The 16,796-nt window shown below is 66.7% G+C and carries 15 protein-coding genes; 3 read left to right on the plus strand and 12 right to left on the minus strand.

Translation table 11 applies throughout. From position 1 onward, the window contains the following. Positions 1–9: 9 nt before the first annotated feature. The 11 genes from IP69_RS02535 to IP69_RS02585 form a co-directional block, all read right to left on the minus strand. Positions 10–933, minus strand: coding sequence for an amidohydrolase family protein (locus IP69_RS02535; RefSeq protein WP_054141221.1), 924 nt, complete (start codon positions 931–933; stop codon positions 10–12). Next, positions 930–1,847 carry an NAD(P)-dependent oxidoreductase gene (locus IP69_RS02540; RefSeq protein ID WP_054141222.1) on the minus strand — a complete coding sequence of 306 codons (918 nt, stop codon included), beginning with the start codon at positions 1,845–1,847 and terminating at the stop codon, positions 930–932. The genes IP69_RS02535 and IP69_RS02540 overlap by 4 nt, the downstream gene beginning before the upstream one ends. A 208-nt stretch (positions 1,848–2,055) precedes the next feature. Then, on the minus strand, positions 2,056–2,838 hold the full coding sequence (locus IP69_RS02545; protein WP_054141223.1) for an enoyl-CoA hydratase: 783 nt from the start codon (positions 2,836–2,838) through the stop codon (positions 2,056–2,058). Beyond that, complete coding sequence (locus tag IP69_RS02550) at positions 2,835–4,025, minus strand: CoA transferase (RefSeq protein ID WP_054141224.1); 1,191 nt, start codon at positions 4,023–4,025, stop codon at positions 2,835–2,837. The genes IP69_RS02545 and IP69_RS02550 overlap by 4 nt, the downstream gene beginning before the upstream one ends. Before the next feature lie 128 nt (positions 4,026–4,153). Beyond that, positions 4,154–4,849: a GntR family transcriptional regulator gene (locus IP69_RS02555; protein ID WP_248306674.1), complete on the minus strand. Its 696-nt coding sequence runs from the start codon at positions 4,847–4,849 to the stop codon at positions 4,154–4,156. A 227-nt stretch (positions 4,850–5,076) separates the two neighbouring features. Next, the gene (locus tag IP69_RS02560; RefSeq protein WP_054141226.1) at positions 5,077–6,585 is read right to left on the minus strand and encodes an NAD-dependent succinate-semialdehyde dehydrogenase; all 1,509 of its coding nucleotides are present in this window, start codon (positions 6,583–6,585) and stop codon (positions 5,077–5,079) included. Positions 6,586–6,604: 19 nt separating this feature from the next. Then, positions 6,605–7,828, minus strand: coding sequence for an iron-containing alcohol dehydrogenase (locus IP69_RS02565; protein ID WP_054141227.1), 1,224 nt, complete (start codon positions 7,826–7,828; stop codon positions 6,605–6,607). A 182-nt stretch (positions 7,829–8,010) separates the two neighbouring features. After that, positions 8,011–9,522: a tripartite tricarboxylate transporter permease gene (locus IP69_RS02570; RefSeq protein ID WP_054141228.1), complete on the minus strand. Its 1,512-nt coding sequence runs from the start codon at positions 9,520–9,522 to the stop codon at positions 8,011–8,013. Between the two features lie 30 nt (positions 9,523–9,552). Beyond that, positions 9,553–10,041 carry a tripartite tricarboxylate transporter TctB family protein gene (locus tag IP69_RS02575; protein ID WP_054141229.1) on the minus strand — a complete coding sequence of 163 codons (489 nt, stop codon included), beginning with the start codon at positions 10,039–10,041 and terminating at the stop codon, positions 9,553–9,555. Between the two features lie 141 nt (positions 10,042–10,182). Then, the gene (locus tag IP69_RS02580; protein WP_082358833.1) at positions 10,183–11,178 is read right to left on the minus strand and encodes a tripartite tricarboxylate transporter substrate-binding protein; all 996 of its coding nucleotides are present in this window, start codon (positions 11,176–11,178) and stop codon (positions 10,183–10,185) included. A 103-nt stretch (positions 11,179–11,281) separates the two neighbouring features. Further along, positions 11,282–12,316 carry a 4-hydroxythreonine-4-phosphate dehydrogenase PdxA gene (locus IP69_RS02585; RefSeq protein WP_054141230.1) on the minus strand — a complete coding sequence of 345 codons (1,035 nt, stop codon included), beginning with the start codon at positions 12,314–12,316 and terminating at the stop codon, positions 11,282–11,284. Between the two features lie 146 nt (positions 12,317–12,462). Here IP69_RS02585 and IP69_RS02590 point away from each other — a divergent pair, with 146 nt between their 5' ends. The 3 genes from IP69_RS02590 (at position 12,463) to IP69_RS02600 (ending at position 15,655) form a co-directional block, all read left to right on the plus strand. Continuing rightward, positions 12,463–13,866, plus strand: a complete 1,404-nt coding sequence (locus IP69_RS02590) for a flagellar biosynthesis protein FlgA (protein WP_054141231.1) — start codon at positions 12,463–12,465, stop codon at positions 13,864–13,866. Between the two features lie 49 nt (positions 13,867–13,915). Beyond that, positions 13,916–14,584 (plus strand): GntR family transcriptional regulator, encoded by a 669-nt coding sequence (locus IP69_RS02595; RefSeq protein WP_054141232.1) that lies wholly within the window; start codon positions 13,916–13,918, stop codon positions 14,582–14,584. Between the two features lie 303 nt (positions 14,585–14,887). After that, positions 14,888–15,655 (plus strand): GntR family transcriptional regulator, encoded by a 768-nt coding sequence (locus IP69_RS02600; protein ID WP_054141233.1) that lies wholly within the window; start codon positions 14,888–14,890, stop codon positions 15,653–15,655. 57 nt (positions 15,656–15,712) lie between these two features. On the opposite strand, the gene IP69_RS02605 is transcribed toward IP69_RS02600, so the two are convergent. Continuing rightward, positions 15,713–16,765 carry an ArsO family NAD(P)H-dependent flavin-containing monooxygenase gene (locus IP69_RS02605; RefSeq protein ID WP_054141234.1) on the minus strand — a complete coding sequence of 351 codons (1,053 nt, stop codon included), beginning with the start codon at positions 16,763–16,765 and terminating at the stop codon, positions 15,713–15,715. Positions 16,766–16,796 lie beyond the last annotated feature (31 nt).

Raw genomic sequence — 16,796 nt, forward strand, 5'->3', positions numbered from 1 at the left:
TTCGGCGGCTCACAGCCGGTAGATGCGCCGGGCGTTGTCGTGAAACAGCCGGTCGCGGTCGCTTCCAGGCAAGCTCGCCGTCGCGGCGAGAAAGCCCGAGAAGATCGTATCGAAATCGCCGACAAGACTGTCGACCGGGAAGTTGCTCGCAAACATCGTCCGGTCGAGGCCGAAGATGGCGATGGCATCGCGGATGATCGGAGCGTTGGCCGCCATCGTCCAGGGACGCTCCGGCAGGCCCAGTCCCGAGATCTTGAGGGCGACGTTGGGCTGGGCGGCTGCCCGTTCCAGGGCCTGCCGCCAGGCCGCAAGCGCCTCCGGGGAGCGATCGGCGGGAAGGCCGGTGTGATTGATCACGATCTGGGTCGCCGGGAAATCCCTGGCCAGATCGGCCGCCGCGTCGAGATGCCACCACGGCGTCTGCAGATCGAAGGACAGGCCGTGTTGCGCCAGCAACCCATAGCCACGGCGCCAGGCGGGATCGTCCATGGAGCCGGCCGCGCCGCGCTTCGCCTCGGTCGGCGTCGAGGTGGCGGCAGGCTTGTGCCGGATCCCACGAACGATCGAGACGGATGCGTGGGAGGCGAGCAGCGCGGCGGCATCCGAGGACGCCGGATCGCACCAGGCGACCACGACCGAGGGCAGCCCTTCCGCCTTCGACACGGCCGCGACCCAGCGGCTTTCGTCGGCCGCCTTGTCTCGGGCCCATTCCGCTTCGACATAGACCGACCCCACGACCGGCCAGCCGGCAATATCGGCTCGATAATCCACCGGCATGTAGTCGCGGCAGATCGCGGAATAGTCTCCGTAGCGGAACGGAACGCGCTCGTGCTTCAGCCAGGGGAGATCGTTGGCGAGGTCCCAGACATGGTGATGCGCGTCGATGACGGCGCGCGGCCGGTCAGGCTGGGTCAACCTCGCCGCGGCCGTCATGGCTTGCCCGCCGCGCGCTGGGCCGCGTCGTGCTCGTAGAGCTTCACCACCGCCGCCGAATCCGTCATCTCGTGGCCGAGTGCGACATAGTCCTTGTAGCGCTGCACGCCCTGCTCGATCACCTTGAGGTCGAGCCCGAGATCGCGGGAGAAGGCGGAAACGGCCTTGAGGTCCTTGAGAAGCTGGCGGGCGTAGCTCGACGGCGGCTCGAAGGCGCGGGCTTGCATCTGCGGGTAGAGTCGCTGCAGCAGGCTTGAATCGGCATGGCCCCCGGCGAGGCATTGCGGCAGCCGCGCGGCGTCGATCCCTGCTGCTTCCGCCAGCATCAGCGCCTCGGCCATCACGACATAGCCGGTTCCGACGATCGCCTGGTTGATGATCTTCGTGGTCTGGCCGGCGCCGACCGGGCCCATCAGCGTGACGTTGCCGGCCATCTGGTCGAGGATCGGCTTCGCCTTGGCGAAATCGGCTTCCGACCCGCCGGCCATCACGGTCATGCCACCGGTGCGGGCGAGTTGCGGGCCTCCCGAGACCGGAGCGTCGATCCAGCCTGCGCCGGTGCGCTCCTTGAGCGCCGCTGCCACCTGACGGGTGCCGTCCGGGTCGGCGGTCGAGAAGTCGATGACCAGCGCCGGACCACGGCCGGCCGCGGCGACACCGTCCTCGGCCAGGATGCAGCGTTCGACCGCCGCCATATGCAGGACGCAGAGCATGACGATGTCGCTCGCCGCCGCGACCTCGGCGGGGCTCGCCGCCTCGACCGCGCCATGCGGGACCACGGTGTCGAGCCGCTCCGGCTCGAGATTCCAGACGGTGACGGGGTAGCCGAGGTCCAGCAGCCGCCGCACCATGGCTTCGCCCATGATGCCGATGCCGATAAAGCCGATCCGGGGCAGGGTAGGCGAGGCGCTCATGCGAACACCCTCCCGTCACGGCGGCCGGCGCCGGTTGCATGCCATGGGTCATGCCAGATTGTGATCTTGGCCATCAATTTGTCTCCCTTCGGCATGGTTCGTCTCGTGACGACAATCTTGCATGCCAGATTTGAGATGTCAGCAGAGCGAGCGGTCTGGGGCTCGGTGCGCGATGTTGACGTGGGTTTCGGTTGGCCCGTTGATCCGCTTAGCGCCCCGTCCAGGTCGGTAGCGTCTTGGTTTTGGCGAGGAACTCCTGCACGCCGCGCCGGAAATCGTCGCTGCCATAGACCGTCTCGATCAGCGCATCGACATCGGGCAGCGCCTCCAGCGTCATGCGCCGCAGCGTTTCCTTGGTCGTGCGGGTGGTCAGCGGCGCGTTCTCGGCGGCGCGACGGCACAAGGCCTCGATCTCATCATCCATTGCCTCGCGCTCGACCACACGCAGCAGGAACCCGCCTGCCACAAGCTCCGGCGCCGTGACGATCTCGCCCAGCAAGACCATGCGCCGCGCCATCGCCACGCCGATCGCGCCGCCGATGCGCGCCAGGCTGAGCGCCGACAGGCAGTTGCCCAAAGTCCGACCGATCGGCGAGCCGAAGCGGGCATCGGGCGTCGCGATGCGAAAGTCGCAGGCTGCCGCGATGTTGAGCCCCCCACCGACAGCCCAGCCATCGACGACCGCGATGGTCGTGACTGGAATAGCGTCGAGCGCCCGCATGCACTCGTCGATCTCGCGCTCATAGGCGACGCCGTCGGCGCCGCCCGTGAACTTGGCGAAGCCGGAGATATCGGTGCCCGAGACGAAGGCCTTGCCGCCCGTGCCGCGGAACACCGCGACGCGAACGGCCGGATCGGCGGCAATGGCCAGCGCGGCGTCGCGCATGTCCAGCCACATCTGCTTGGTCAGGGCGTTGAAGGCCTGGGGATTGTCGAATCGGATATGGGCGACGCCATCGACGGTTTCGAAAACGATGCGCGGCCCCGTCATTGTGCGGCCTCCGGCTGTCGGGCGCGCTTGAGCAGTCCCTTGCGCAGAAGCTCGTCGCGGATCTCGTCGCCATGCTGATTGAGCAGGGGCGGGGGCAGGCGGATTTCCTGCGGCGTCCCGCTGAGCTTCACGGGGAAGCCGAGCGCCTTGAACTCGCCCTCGACCGGATGGGGAATGGTCTTGACCATCTCGCGCGCCACGGCCTGTTCGCTTTCCACGGCCTGCGCATAATCCAGAATCGGCGCGGCCGGCACACCCGCCTCGATCAGCGCGTCGATCCACTCCTGCTTGGTCCGGGTGCGGAATGTCGGCGCCAGCGTCTCGATCAGGACGATGCGGTTGGCGATGCGGTTGGCGTTCGTCGCGAAGCGCTCCTCCTCCTGCAGCGCCTCGCAGCCGATCGTCTTGATCAGCTTGAGCCAGAGCCCCTGATTGGCGGCGCCGATGACGAACCAGCCATCCGAGGCCTCCACGGCCTGGTAGGGCGCCGACATCCGGTTCGCGGAGCCGATCGGGATCGGCGAGCGGCCGGTGCCCCAAAGTTCGGTCGTCTCCCAGACCGAGAGGGCCAGCGCCGCCTCGAACAGGGAGGAATCGATGAACTGGCCGACATTGGAGGTCTGGCGGCCGATGATCGCGCTCAGGATCGCATAGGCGCTGAACAGCCCGGCGCCGAGATCGGCCACGGGAATCGAGTTCTTGGCCGGCTCCATGCCCGGAAATCCGTTGGAACTGAGCACCCCGGAAACCGCCTGTGCCATCAGGTCGAAGCCGGGTCGCTGCGACCAGGGGCCGGTCTGGCCGAAGCCCGAGATGCTGGCATAGACCAGGCGCGGATTGATGGCCCGCAGCGTCTCGTAATCCATGCCCAGACGCGCGGCGACGCCGGGGCGGGCATTCTCGACGAGGACATCGGCGGTCTGCACCAGCCCGTAGAGAACCTCCCGGTCCTCCTCCTGCTTGAGATCGAGCGTGATGCTGCGCTTGTTGCGGTTAAGCGCCAGAAAGCCTGGGCTGTCGGTGCCCTTCAGGCGGAAACCCATGGACTGACGGGTCGAATCGCCGGTGCCCGGCTGTTCGATCTTGATGACGTCGGCGCCCATATCCCCCAGCAGCATGCAGCAGAAGGGGCCGGCCATCACCTGCGTGACGTCGAGCACACGAATGCCCGCGAGTGGCAGTGCCATCGTTCAGTTCCTCCCGTGATCGCCTTCGCATCTGTGCTGAAGACGCTGTCCGCTTGGCGCGGGCTTATTGGGCGGCGCCTATCGACGCCGCCGATCTTTGTATGCGCTATTCTGCATATCCTATAGGATTACGGGCAGCGTTCGCTGCTGTCAATGCGGCGCGGCGTTGAGCCTTCGCGATCGGGCGTCGCGACGTCATGGCGCGCGAGCGCGCGTGCCATCCGCTGTCGCGACGCTTCGAGATGGTCACGCATCGCGCCCTCGGCTGCGTCTGCGTCGCGCGCCAGCAGCGCACGGACGATGGCAGCATGTTCCTGCAAGGCCTGCTCGGGCGCGTTGGTGCGGAACAGAAAGCGGAAGATGTGGAGGTGAACGTGAAGTCCTTCGACCGTCTGCGCAACGAAGCGATTGCCGCTGGCCTGGGCGACGAGGTGGTGCAGTCTGGCATCGCCCTCGGCGAACTGGGCGTAATCGGTCTCTTCGCCGCCGGCGACACGCGCCATGTTGTCCGACAGGATCGTCAGCGCGTCGAAATGCTCCTGGCTGCTGCGCAGCGCGGCGAAAGCGGCCGCCTTGGGCTCGATCAGCAGGCGCATCTCGAACAGATCGTCGATTTCCGGCCCGGTCAGCAGATCGGCCGCCCGGAAGCCGACATTGGGAATCTTGTAGGCGAGTTTCTGGGCCTCGAGCAGGGTCAGCGCCTCCCGAATCGGCGTGGGCGAGATCTGAAGATCCCGCGACAGCGCCTCGATGCCGATATGGGCGCCGGGCGCGATCTTCATCGTCACCAGCATCGACAGAAGCTGCTCATATGCGAGTTCCACGAGCGATTTCGGATAGGTGAGCGGCTGCTCCCTCAGCGTGAGGAGCCGGGAAAAAGCGGGCGATGCGGGTGTCTTGGCGACCATCGGTGAAAACCTGAGAGGGAATTCTATAGGATATTGGGCTTCCCTTGGCGCTCCAACCCCGTCGATGCCGCGACCTGGCCGATCGCATCGTCTTCCTCACGGCATTCGGGACACGGAGCCAGCGCGCCGTGTCCCGGGAAGCCTCACCAACTCACGGCGATGTATTTGGTCTCGGTGAATTCGAGCAGACCGTGATGGGATCCCTCGCGCCCGAGCCCGCTCTGCTTCATGCCGCCAAAGGGGGCGGCGGGATCCGACACCAGGCCGCGATTGAGCGCGACCATGCCGTACTCAAGCCGCTCGGAGATCTGGAGCCCGACCTTGAGATCGCCGGTATAGACATAGGCTGCCAGCCCATATTCGGTGTCGTTGGCCATGCGGATCGCGTCCTCCACATCGTCGAAGGGCGTGACGGCGGCGACCGGCCCGAAAATCTCCTCGCGCTGGATCGCGGCGTCGCGCGACAGATCGGCGACGACCGAGGGCGGGTAGAACAGCCCCGGACCAGGGCCGGTGACGCCGCCCAGGCGAAGCGTGGCGCCCTTGGCGAGCGCATCAGCGACCAGCGACTCGATCTTGTCGATCGCGGCGCGGTTGATCATCGCGCCGCATTGCGTGGCGGCATCGGCACCGGGGCCGACCTTCAGCGCTTCCATGCGCGCAACCAGCTTGTCCACGAAGGCGTCGTAGATGCCGCGCTGGACATAGAACCGGTTTGCCGCCGTGCAGGCCTCGCCGGCATTGCGCATCTTGGCGATCATCGCGCCATCGAGCGCCGCCTCGATATCGGCATCGTCGAGAACAAGGAACGGGGCGTTGCCGCCCAGCTCCATCGAGCAACTGATGATGTTGTCGGCGGCCTCGCGCAGCAGGATGCGGCCAACCTGCGTCGAGCCCGTGAAGGAGAGCTTGCGCACGCGCTTGTCATGCAGGATAGCGCGGCAGAGGCCCGCCGGCTCAGAGGTGTTGACGATGTTGACGACTCCGGCCGGCACACCGGCGCGCCGCAGGATCTCGCCGACGGCGAGCGCCGTCAGCGGCGTCTCCTCGGCCGGCTTGAGGATGCAGGTGCAGCCGGCCGCAAGGGCAGGGGCGATCTTGCGCGTCGCCATCGCCGCCGGGAAGTTCCAGGGCGTGATCAACAGCGCGATGCCGATCGGCTGGTACTGCACGAGGATGCGGTTGCCGCCGGCCGGCGCCATCGCGATCTCGCCATTGATGCGCACGGCCTCCTCCGCATACCAGCGGAAGAATTCGGCGGCGTAAAGCACTTCGGAGCGGGCATCGGCGAGAGCTTTGCCGTTCTCCAGCGAGATCAACCGGGCCAGCCAGTCCGCCTGATCGACCATCGCCTGATAGCAGCGCTGCAGGATCACGGACCGCTGACGCGGCGGTGTCTGCGCCCAGCTGGCAGCCGCTGCTTCCGCAGCGTCGACGGCCGCGATCCCGTCGGCGACCGTGGCGTCGGCCACCGAGGTCAGGACGGTGCCGGTCGAAGGATCGAGCACATCGATGCGGCCCGTGCCGGTGCCTGGCGTCCAGCCGGCGCCGATCAGATGGTCGGTGGGAATCGGGAAGCCGCCTTCCCCGGTGAATCCGGAGACGACATAGTCCTGGCCGGCAGGGGCCTCATATTCGGTCTTGGCATGCATGGCGTTGGGTCCTGTCGCTTCAGGCGTTCAGCAGGGCTGCGCGATCGCCGGTAAAGGCAGCGCGGGTGATGGCGAGCATGGCTTGGAGATCGAGCGCACGCGGATTGTTCTTGACCAGGCGCTCGGCCTTGAGGGCGCCGGTTGCAATCTCATCGTCATGGCCGGGAGCCAGCCCGAGCTCGGCGAGTGTTTTAGGGACGCCGACCGAAGCAAACAGCTCCGCGACCGCGTCGACGAAAAGCTGCGAGCGCTCGGCCGCGCCCATCCCCGCCTCGCCGAGCCCGACAATGCCCGCGAGATCCGCGAGATCCTCAGTGCAGGCGCTGCGGTTGAACTGCATCACATAAGGCAGAAGCGCGCCGACGCCGTCGCCATGCGCGGTATGGGTGAGATTGCCGACCGGATATTGCAGCGCATGCGCCGCTGCGGTGCCCGCTGTCCCAAAGGCGCAGCCGGCCGCCAGCGACGCCAGCATCAGCCCCTCGCGGGCCTCGGCATCCGAGCCGTCCCGACAGGCGCGCGCCAGGAAGCGGAAGACGTTCGTGACGGCCAACCGGGCGAAATGGTCCGATAGCACGTTCTTGCCGACGAAGACCTGCTGTTCAGTCAGCAGCGGATCGGCCGGGCGGCGCTTGCTGGTGAAGGCCTCGACGGCATGGGCCAGCGCATCCGCACCCGAGCAGGCGGTCAGGCGCGCGGGGCAGGTCATGGTCAGCGCGGGATCGCAGATCGCGATGCGCGGGATGATGTGGGGGCTGGCGACGCCGATTTTCAAACCCCGCCCGCTGTCCATCACGACCGCGACCGGCGTGACCTCGGAGCCCGTGCCCGCAGTGGTCGGCACCGCGACCAGCGGCAACACCGGGCCCGGCACGGCGAATTCGCCGTAATAATTGCTGACCGGCCCGCCATGGGCGAGCACGACCGCGACCAGCTTGGCCAGATCCATGCAGCTGCCGCCGCCGATGCCGATGACGAGTTCGGGCGAAAACGCCGTCGCTTCGCGCGCGCAGTCTTCGATGCATTCGATCGGCAGGTCGGGAATCGTGCGGTCATAGACATGGACCGCGACACCCGCAGTGCGCAGGTCTTCCAGCGCCTCCGAGAACTCCTGTTGCGCCGAGAGGCGGCTGTCGGTGCAGATCAGCGCCCGGCGGCCGAGCCGGGCGGCCGCGCTCCCCAATGCACGGCGCTTGCCCTCGCCGAAGAGGATCGTATCGGGCAGTCGCAGGGCTCCGAACATGGCGTCAACCTTTTCCCGTCAGGCAAATCAGCAGACCGCATTCCCATCGCGCGGTCCATTGCCGCGAATCCTATATGATCTAGGATTTCGGGCAAGGGGGGGGCTGATCGTTGCGACGATCATCGAACCGCCCCGGCCGTTCGGCTGGGACGCCCGTTGGCACGCTGATCGGTCACCCTGGCTTAGGCGGGAACTGTCGATGTCCGGCCAAACATACGGCGCAGCAACGTGCCGAGCAGCGGCAGCAGGAGCAGGGCAAAGCCGATGCCCATCAGCGTCGAGACCAGCGCGTTCGACCAGAAGATCGAGAGCGAGCCCTGGCTGAAGATCATCGATTGGCGGAAGGCGTCCTCGGCCTTGTCGCCGATGACCATGGCGAGCACGAGCGGGGCGATCGGGTAATCGAGCTTCTTGAACACATAGCCGACGATGCCAAAGGCCAGCGCGACCCAGATGTCGAACTCCTTGCTGGCCACCGTATAGGCGCCGATGAAGCAGATCATCACGATCAGCGGCGCGACGATCGAGAACGGGATTTTCAGGATCGAGGCGAAGATGGGCACCGTCGCCAGCACGACGATGACCGCCACGACATTGCCGAGATACATCGAGGCGATCAGCCCCCAGACGAAATCGGGCCGCTCGATGAACAGCATAGGGCCCGGATTCAGGCCCCAGATCATCAGGCCGCCCATCATCACCGCCGCTGTCGCCGACCCCGGAATACCGAGCGCCAGCATCGGCAGCATCGCAGCAGAACCTGCGGCGTGGTCGGCGGTTTCAGGTGCGATCACGCCCTCGGGCTCGCCCTTGCCGAATTTGTCCGGGTTGCGCGAGGAGCGCTTGGCCATGGCATAGCTCATGAAGGAGGCTGCCGTCGGCCCGCCTGGCGTGATGCCCATCCAGATGCCGATGGCGCTGGAGCGCAGCAGCGCGACCCAGTAGCGCGGCAGCTTGGCCGCCGTGCGCAGCACGTCGCGGACGCTGACCTTGGCGGCGACGCCGTCAAATTTGAGGCCCTCTTCCATCGTCAGCAGCAATTCGCCGATGCCGAACAGGCCGATGACGGCGATCAGGAACGAGATGCCGGCGAGCAGCACATCGAATTCGAAGGTCAGGCGGACATTGCCCGAGACCGAATCCATGCCGATCGAGGCCAGCGCGAAGCCCACGCCCATCGCAACGATCGACTTGAAGGGGGACGCGCCGCCGAGCCCGATGAAGCTGGCGAAAGTCATGAAATAGACCGCGAAATATTCGGGCGAAGAGAAGCGCAGTGCGAAACTCGCGACCCACCCGGCCAGAAGCGTGATCAGGATGACGCCCGCCATGGCGCCGAAGCCCGCCGACAGGAAGGCGAAGGACAAAGCTTCGGTCGCCCGGCCCTGCTTGGCCATTGGGTGCCCGTCGAAGGTCGTCGCCACCGAGGAGGGCTCGCCTGGAATATTGAACAGGATTGAGGTGGTCGAGCCGCCAAACAGCGCGCCCCAGTACAATGACGTCAGCAGGATGATCGCCGAGACCGGGTCCATGGTGAAGGTCAAGGGCAGCATCAGCGAGACGCCGTTGGGTGCGCCGAGACCGGGCAGGACGCCGACCAGGATGCCCAGCAGCACGCCCGCCATCATCAGCAGGATATGGTGGGTCGTCAGCACGACGGAGAAGCCGTGCATCAGCGAGGCGATGTTATCCATGGCAGCGTCCTCGTTGCGAACGGTTGCGGATCAGTAGCCGAGCATCCGCTCGATCGGGCCCTTCAGCAGCCCGATCTGGAAGAAGCGTTCGAACACGACATAGAAGACGAAGGCTGCGCCCACCGCGCTGGCGATCGAAACCAGCCAGCCATAGCCGCCCTGGAAGCGCATCGCGTAGAGCAGGTAGGCGATGGTGGCGACATACATGCCGGCGAAGGCGGTGATCACCACAAACGCCAGCAGCGGCGCGAAGAACGACAGGACGCGGCCGGCGCGCTCGCGATCGAGGAAGACCTCGTTGACGATTGCCGCGCCGCGCAGGCGCTGAGCCAGCGTGACGACGAGCGTGCCGAGGCTCGCCAGCGCCACCAGCGCCCCGGTGTAGAAAGGAAAGGCGCCGGGCTGCGGACCCGAGGAATCCCAGCCCGTGCCGAATTCCAGCGCCCCATAGACGATGACGAGGCCAAACAGCAGCGTCGCCAAAGCGGTCGCCGTCTCGGCCCAGAAGCGCGTGATCATGGGCGGTTTCCTCGTGATCGGATTTGCTGTCGAGCGCCACGTCATTGCGAGGAGCGAAGCGACGAAGCAATCCAGGGGGGGGCGTAGAGCGCGTAGCCCTGGATTGCTTCGCTACGCTCGCAATGACGGCGAGCGGCGTCTTTACTTGGCGATCCAGCCTTCGGCCTCGAAGACCTTCTTGTTGGCGGCATCGTCCTTGGCGACGAAGTCGGTCAGTTCCTTGCCCTTCATGAAACGGCCGGTCTGCGCGGTGCGCGTCACGAACTCCTTCCACTCCGGCGTCTGGCTGACCTTCTCGAGCACGCCTTCATAGAAGGTGACCGCGTCAGCGGGGACTTCGGCCGGCAGCCAGACGGTGCGCGGCATCTGGAAGGTCTCGATCGGGAGGCCGGATTCCTTGCAGGTCGGGATGTCGCCCCAGCCCTTGCCGTCGAACACCGGCTCGCCCTTGGCCAGGCGCACCGGCGAGAAGACGCAGAGCGGCTTGACCTGTCCGGCCTTCCACTGGCCGATATTCTCGTTGGGGTTATTGACGTTGGAGTCGATATGCCCGCCGGCCAGCTGCACGGCCGCCGCGCTGCCGCCCTGGAACGGGACGTAGATCATCTTGACGCCGGTGACGTCCTGAATCATCGAGGTCAGCGTCTGGTCGGTATCCTTCGACTGGCTGCCGCCCATCTTGAAGCCCATCGGCTTGGCCTTGGCGGCCTCGACGAAGCTCTTGGCGTCGGCATAGGGCGCATCGCCCTTCACCCAAAGCAGGAACTCGTCGAGCGCCAGCGCGGCCACCGGGGTGAGGTCGCTGAACTTGTATCCAAGCTTGGCGACATAAGGCAGCAGATAGGCGTTGTTGGTGCCGAAGATGACCCGGTGCGCGTCGCCCTTGCCGCCCTTGCCGTGGATATAGCCTTCCGCGCCCGATCCGCCGCCCTTGTTGACGACCACGATCGACTGATCGATCAGCTTGTGCTTGCTGATGATCGACTGGATCATGCGGGCGAAATTATCGGTGCCGCCGCCGGCACCGGAGGTAACGACGAACTCGACCGGCTTGGTCGGCTGCCAGGCCTGGGCCGCGCCGGCGCCCCCGAAAGCGATGGCGCCCGTGATCGCGGCTGTGATGCTGAAGGTCTTCATGCGCTGTCTCCCTGCATGCGTTTCGTCCCTGGATGAGCGATTTTCACGACCGCTCTTGCGCGGCGGTCTTGGAAACGGTGGTGGTGTCTGAAGGGGTCGGTCGTCAGGCGGCGGCCTTGGCCCTCGCCTTGCCGTCCTTGGCCATCTTGATGGCCAGCGCCAGAGCCGCCCGGCAGGCGCCGAGATTGGCGACGCCTTTGCCGGCGATCTCATAGGCCGTGCCATGGGCGGGCGTGCAGATCGGGAAGGGGAAGCCGCCGATCAGTGTGACGCCGCTGTCGAAGCCAATCAGCTTCATCGCGATCTGGCCCTGATCGTGGTACATCGTCAAAACGGCATCGAAATCGCCGTTCTTCGCCCGCAGGAACACGGTGTCGGAGGGAAAGGGGCCCTCGACGGTGAAGCCCTGGGCCTTGGCCGCCTTGACCGCGGGCTCGATCGTCTCGATCTCGTCGCGGCCGAAATTGCCGCCATCGCCGGCATGGGGATTGATGCCCGCGACCGCGATGCGCGGCGGATTGAAGCCGGCCAGCCGCAGATTGGCGTCCGCCAGCGTCAACGCCCGCAGGATGCGCTCCTGGGTGATGTTGGCGGCGACCTCCGAGAGCGGGATATGCGAGGTGACGCGCGCGTTCCAGAGCTTGTCGAGGATGTTGAACTCGCTGGCGGGGCCCTCGAAGCCGATCGCATCCCGCACGAAACGGATCTCGTCGTCATAGCCGGGATAGGCGTAGCGCATCGCCGCCTTGTTGAAGGGCGTGAAGAACACCCCGTCGGCATGGCCGGCAGCGGCAAAACGCAGCGCGCGGCGAAAGTTATCGGTCGCGGCCTTGCCGCCGGCCAGCGTGGCAACGCCGCGCTGCAGATCGGCGGGATCATGGTTGGCGAGATCGATGAAGACCGGGCGGCTGTCCTGGTTGGGCAGCGGCGTGCCGTCGGCGATCGTCTCGACCTGCGGGTCGACGCCGCTGTCGGCAATGCCGAGATCGAGCAGGCGCCGGTCGCCGAAGACGACGAAACGGGCGGCGTCGCGAAGGTCCGGCTCGGCCAGGATCCGCGCGGTCAGTTCCGGGCTGATGCCGGACGGATCCCCCATGGCAACCACGATGACTGGCCGCGCGCTGTCTTGATCCGACATGGTTTGTCCTGACTTCGTTTCCTTGCCCAATCGGTATCATGTGAGGTTTGAGCCGGCAAGTATGCTGCATGCAGCATATATTTCGGGCATTCGCTATTCTTGCATACAAGAATGGAGTAAGACTCTTTCCGACAGGAGGAGCCTTCGTGAATTTCCATCAGCACTATGCGCGCATCGCGCGGCCCATCGAGACCTGCCTGGTCGGCAGCGGCAGCTTCGGCCGCTCATTCCTGACCCAGGCCGCCCGCATTCCGCTCGTCAATGCGCGCATCGCCGTGGACAGGACCGCCGAGGCCGCGGGCGAGGCCTTCGCCTCCGCCGGGATCGCGCGTCGCGAAATTGCGCTTTGTGCCACAGCCGCCGAGGCGCGCACGGCCTGGGAAGCCGGTCATCGCGTGGCGGCCGATTCGCTTTCGATCGTCATCGACCTGCCCTTCGACATCCTGATCGAGGCCACCGGCGCACCCGTCGCCGCAGCCCGCCACGCGCTGCTGGCGATCGAGGCCGGCCGCCATGTCGCGCTCGTCTCCAAGGAAGCCGATTCGGTCGTCGGGCCGGGGCTTGCCCGTCTGGCAGCAGAGAAGGGCGTCGTTGTCACCCCCGTCGATGGCGACCAGCCGAGCCTTCTGATCGGTCTCGTGACCTGGGCCGAGCTGCTCGGCTTCGACGTCATCGGCGCCGGCAAATCCAGCGAGTATGATTTTGTTTTCGACCCAAAGACGGGCGACGTGACCTGCAACGGCGTGACGCGGCCGCTGCCTGAGCTTGCTGAGCAGTGGTCGCTCGGCGGTGCTGACGCAGTCGCGCGCTCCGCAGCCCGCGCCGCCGTGCTGGGAACGGCCTTTCCGCTGCGCACCGTGCCCGATCTTTGCGAGATGACGGTGGTGGCCAACGCGACTGGGCTTGGTGCCGACACGGCTCGCTTCCATGCACCGCCAGCGCGCATCAACGAACTGGCCGACCTGTTCTGCGAGCGCGGGCAGGGTGGTCTGCTCAATGGCACCCGCCGGGTCGATGTCTTCCATCACCTGCGTCTGGCCGACGAGGCGAGCTTCGCCGGTGGCGTTTTCGTCACGGTCCGCTGTGAGGATCCGGCCAGTTGGGCGCTGCTAGCCGAGAAAGGGCATGTCGTGGCATCCGGCGGGCACACCGCCGCGCTCTATCTGCCGCGCCATCTGCTCGGGCTGGAGGCGGCAACGTCGCTGCTCGATGCCGCCGGACTGGGCCTGTCCCGCTACGGCACGGACTACCGGCCGCGTCAGGATCTCGTCGCGGTGGCGGAGGCTGATCTGCCGGCCGGCACCGTGCTGAGCATGGGCGGCCATCATCACAGCATCGCCGATGTCGGCGGCGCGATGGTGCCGGCCGGTCCGCTGCGCGAGGGCGATCCCGCCCCGTTCTATCTCGTGGCCGATGCGACGCTGGTGCGGCCGGTCCGTGCCGGCGAGGCGATCAAGCTCGGCGATGTGGCAGTGGACGATGCCTCGCCGCTGCTGGCGGTCCGCATCCGGCAGGATACGATGTTCTTCGGCGATACAGCGCCGCGTTGACAGCGCCTTGTGGCCATGGCGTAACCCCGAAGAAGGAGCGACCAAGCCCATGAGCGAGGCTGCCGAGGCCTATCCCCGCATCCAGCGACGCACGCTGCACGACGAGGTGCTGGAGCGCCTGCGCGACATGATCATCGAGGGCCGGCTGGAGCCGGGCCAGCGGATCAATGAGGGCGCGGTCGGAGCCCAGCTCGGCGTCTCGCGCACGCCTTTGCGCGAGGCGATCAAGAGCCTCGCCAGCGAGGGGCTGGTCGAGATGCAGCACGCCAAGGGCGCCGTGGTCCGGCGCTTCTCGGTGCGTGATCTGCGCGAGATCCTGGAGGTCACCAAATCCCTGGAACAGCTCGGCGGCCGCATCGCCTGCGCGCAGGCGAGCGATGCGCAGATCGAGGCGATCGCCGCCATGCATCAGCGGATGATGGAGCTTTATGAGCAGCGCAACCGGCTGGAATATTTCAAGCTCAACCAGGCGATCCATTCGGCGATCGTCGCCGCCGCCGGCAATGCCGTGCTGATGGAGATGCACGAGACGCTGCAGGCGCGGATCAAGCGTCTGCGCTTCATCGGCAATGAGGGGCCGGTGAAATGGGCCGGTGCCGTGGCCGAGCACGAGGCGATGGTCGCAGCCCTGAGCCGGCGGGACGGCGAGGCGCTCGCTTTCGAGATCGGCAAGCACATGGACCATACGCTGACCCGCGTCAGCGAGGTCATCGTCTAGGATTTGCCGTCGAACAGGGTGACCACCATGACGGTGCTGCGGCCGTTCACGCGGCGTCGGCCGGCCGGTCGCTGAGTTTGAGCACGCGGCGGGGGCCGACCACGGCCAACAGCGGCGATGGGCATAGGCAGGTCGACAATGGTCGCGAATGGGTATCCTTTGACGCGTCGGCCTGCAGCCCTCACTTGAAGGGGCCGGAATTTGCATGCAAGCAAGAGCGGCAATCAAGCAACCGGACAGGTTTTCGCCCATGCGGGCACGCCCACATCGCAATGCCCTCCTCCCAATGATGATCGTCCCGACATGACGCTCTCCCAGATCCCGACGCCGCTCGCCGCGCTGATCGCACGCACCCCGACTCTCGACGGTGGTCGCAGGAAGGGCGCGCTGCATGGCGGCGTGGTGACCCAGTTGCGCAATCTGATCGTCACGGGCGTGCTGGCTCCCGGCGCCAAGCTCAACGAGCGCGAGATCTGCGAACAGCTGGCGGTCTCGCGCACCCCGGTCCGGGAAGCGATCAAGACGCTGATCCAGGACGGGCTGTTGCATGCGCTGCCGAACCAGTCGGCCGTGGTCGCAGAGCTCGATCTCGACCATGTCACCGCGCTGATCGACGTGGTGACGACGATCGAGGGACTGGCGGGCGAACTGGCGGCGCGCAATATCACGGAAGAGGCGATCGCCGAGATCGGATTGCTGCATTACCGGATGCGGCTGCATCACGCCCGCGACGAACTGCCGGGCTATTTCGAGGCCAACACCGCGTTTCACCGCAAGATTGTCGAGATCGCCGCCAACCCCGTGTTGCTTTGGGTGTGGGATCTGTTGGCGCTGCGGGTCGATCGCGCGCGCTACTCCTCCAACCTCTGGCCGACGCGCTGGAAGGCGGCGATCCAGGAACACCAGGGCATACTCGATGCCCTGTCCGCGCGCGATTCTGTTAAAGCTGGCGAGGCGCTGCGCCAGCATGTGCGCAATGGTCTCTCCGGGCTGGTTGCGGCCCTCTCGGGCGAGCAGCCGCCTCCGCTGCAAAAACATCCAACGATCGACCCGCCGGCTGATGCCGTCTGATCTTGCATGCCGGACCGTGACGGCCACCCCCATGGCGCGTGCTGTGGCCGGCCGGGATCAGGCCAGCGCCTGCGTGATCTCGGCAACCGTGGAACGCGCCGTCCGCATCACCCCGATCAGGGTCGCGGAGGCCGCTCCGGTCCAGTCGCCATAGCCGACGAGCCAGAGCCCCGGCTCGGCGAACGAGCGCGTGCCATCCGTGGCGACGCGGCCATCCTCGCCGACGACGCCGAGCGGCGCCAAGTGTGACAGAGCAGGTCGAAAGCCGGTGCACCAGATCACGGCGTCGACGGGAGACGCCGTCCCGTCCTGCCAGACCACTCCGTCCCGCGTGAAGCGGGTGAAAGGCGCGACCGCGTGCAGCACGCCGCGCTCGCGCGCCTCCTTGACGGGTGGCACCATCACCACATCGCCAAAGCCGCCGACCGGCAGGTCGATCGTGCGGCCTTCCTGAGCGGCCTGCCAGCGCGCCGTCGCGCGTTCGAACAGCACGCGCCCATCGACCTCATCGGGCAGGAAGGACGGCGGCGTCGCCGTCACCCAGGTGGCATCCGCCATCAGCGACAGCTCCGCCAGGATCTGCGCCCCCGAATTGCCGCCACCCACCACGAGAACGCGCTGGCCGGCGAATTCGGTCGGCGTGCGGTAATCCGCAGAGTGGATCTGGCGCCCTCCAAAAAGGGCCTGATCGGGATAGTCCGGCCAGAACGGCTGGCGCCAGGTGCCTGTTGCGCTGATCACGGCGCGGGCCTTCCTCGGGCCGCTATCGGTCGCGATCGAGAACCCGTCGCCTTCGCGCGCGACGGCCTCGACCTCGACAGGGCGCTCGATGTTGAAGCCGTAGCGGGCCTCGTAGCGGGTGAGGTAGTCGATCACCGCATCGCGCGCGGGGTAGCCGTCTGGGCTCGCCGGCATCGGCCAGCCCGGCAGCGAGCTCCATTGCGCCGGCGAGAACAGCCGCAGCGAATCCCAGGCATGGCGCCAGGCGCCGCCGGGCCCCGGCTCACCGTCGAGAATGGAAAAGCGCAGGCCGGCCCGGCGCAGGAAATAAGCGCAGGCAAGCCCGGCCTGGCCGCCGCCGATCACCACCACATCCAGCGGTTCGTCCATGCCGGCTCTCCTCCGCGAGGCCGTGTCCAGC

Origin of the sequence: Allobosea sp. AAP35, from assembly GCF_001295925.1 — a bacterium.
GTDB lineage: Bacteria > Pseudomonadota > Alphaproteobacteria > Rhizobiales > Beijerinckiaceae > Allobosea.

Bases quoted from the DNA above. Each gene is read 5' to 3' on its own strand.
- IP69_RS02535 (WP_054141221.1), bottom strand. From the start codon at position 933: ATGACGGCCGCGGCGAGGTTGACCCAGCCTGACCGGCCGCGCGCCGTC.
- IP69_RS02540 (WP_054141222.1), bottom strand. From the start codon at position 1,847: ATGAGCGCCTCGCCTACCCTGCCCCGGATCGGCTTTATCGGCATCGGC.
- IP69_RS02545 (WP_054141223.1), bottom strand. From the start codon at position 2,838: ATGACGGGGCCGCGCATCGTTTTCGAAACCGTCGATGGCGTCGCCCAT.
- IP69_RS02550 (WP_054141224.1), bottom strand. From the start codon at position 4,025: ATGGCACTGCCACTCGCGGGCATTCGTGTGCTCGACGTCACGCAGGTG.
- IP69_RS02560 (WP_054141226.1), bottom strand. From the start codon at position 6,585: ATGCATGCCAAGACCGAATATGAGGCCCCTGCCGGCCAGGACTATGTC.
- IP69_RS02565 (WP_054141227.1), bottom strand. From the start codon at position 7,828: ATGTTCGGAGCCCTGCGACTGCCCGATACGATCCTCTTCGGCGAGGGC.
- IP69_RS02570 (WP_054141228.1), bottom strand. From the start codon at position 9,522: ATGGATAACATCGCCTCGCTGATGCACGGCTTCTCCGTCGTGCTGACG.
- IP69_RS02575 (WP_054141229.1), bottom strand. From the start codon at position 10,041: ATGATCACGCGCTTCTGGGCCGAGACGGCGACCGCTTTGGCGACGCTG.
- IP69_RS02580 (WP_082358833.1), bottom strand. From the start codon at position 11,178: ATGAAGACCTTCAGCATCACAGCCGCGATCACGGGCGCCATCGCTTTC.
- IP69_RS02585 (WP_054141230.1), bottom strand. From the start codon at position 12,316: ATGTCGGATCAAGACAGCGCGCGGCCAGTCATCGTGGTTGCCATGGGG.
- IP69_RS02595 (WP_054141232.1), top strand. From the start codon at position 13,916: ATGAGCGAGGCTGCCGAGGCCTATCCCCGCATCCAGCGACGCACGCTG.
- IP69_RS02600 (WP_054141233.1), top strand. From the start codon at position 14,888: ATGACGCTCTCCCAGATCCCGACGCCGCTCGCCGCGCTGATCGCACGC.
- IP69_RS02605 (WP_054141234.1), bottom strand. From the start codon at position 16,765: ATGGACGAACCGCTGGATGTGGTGGTGATCGGCGGCGGCCAGGCCGGG.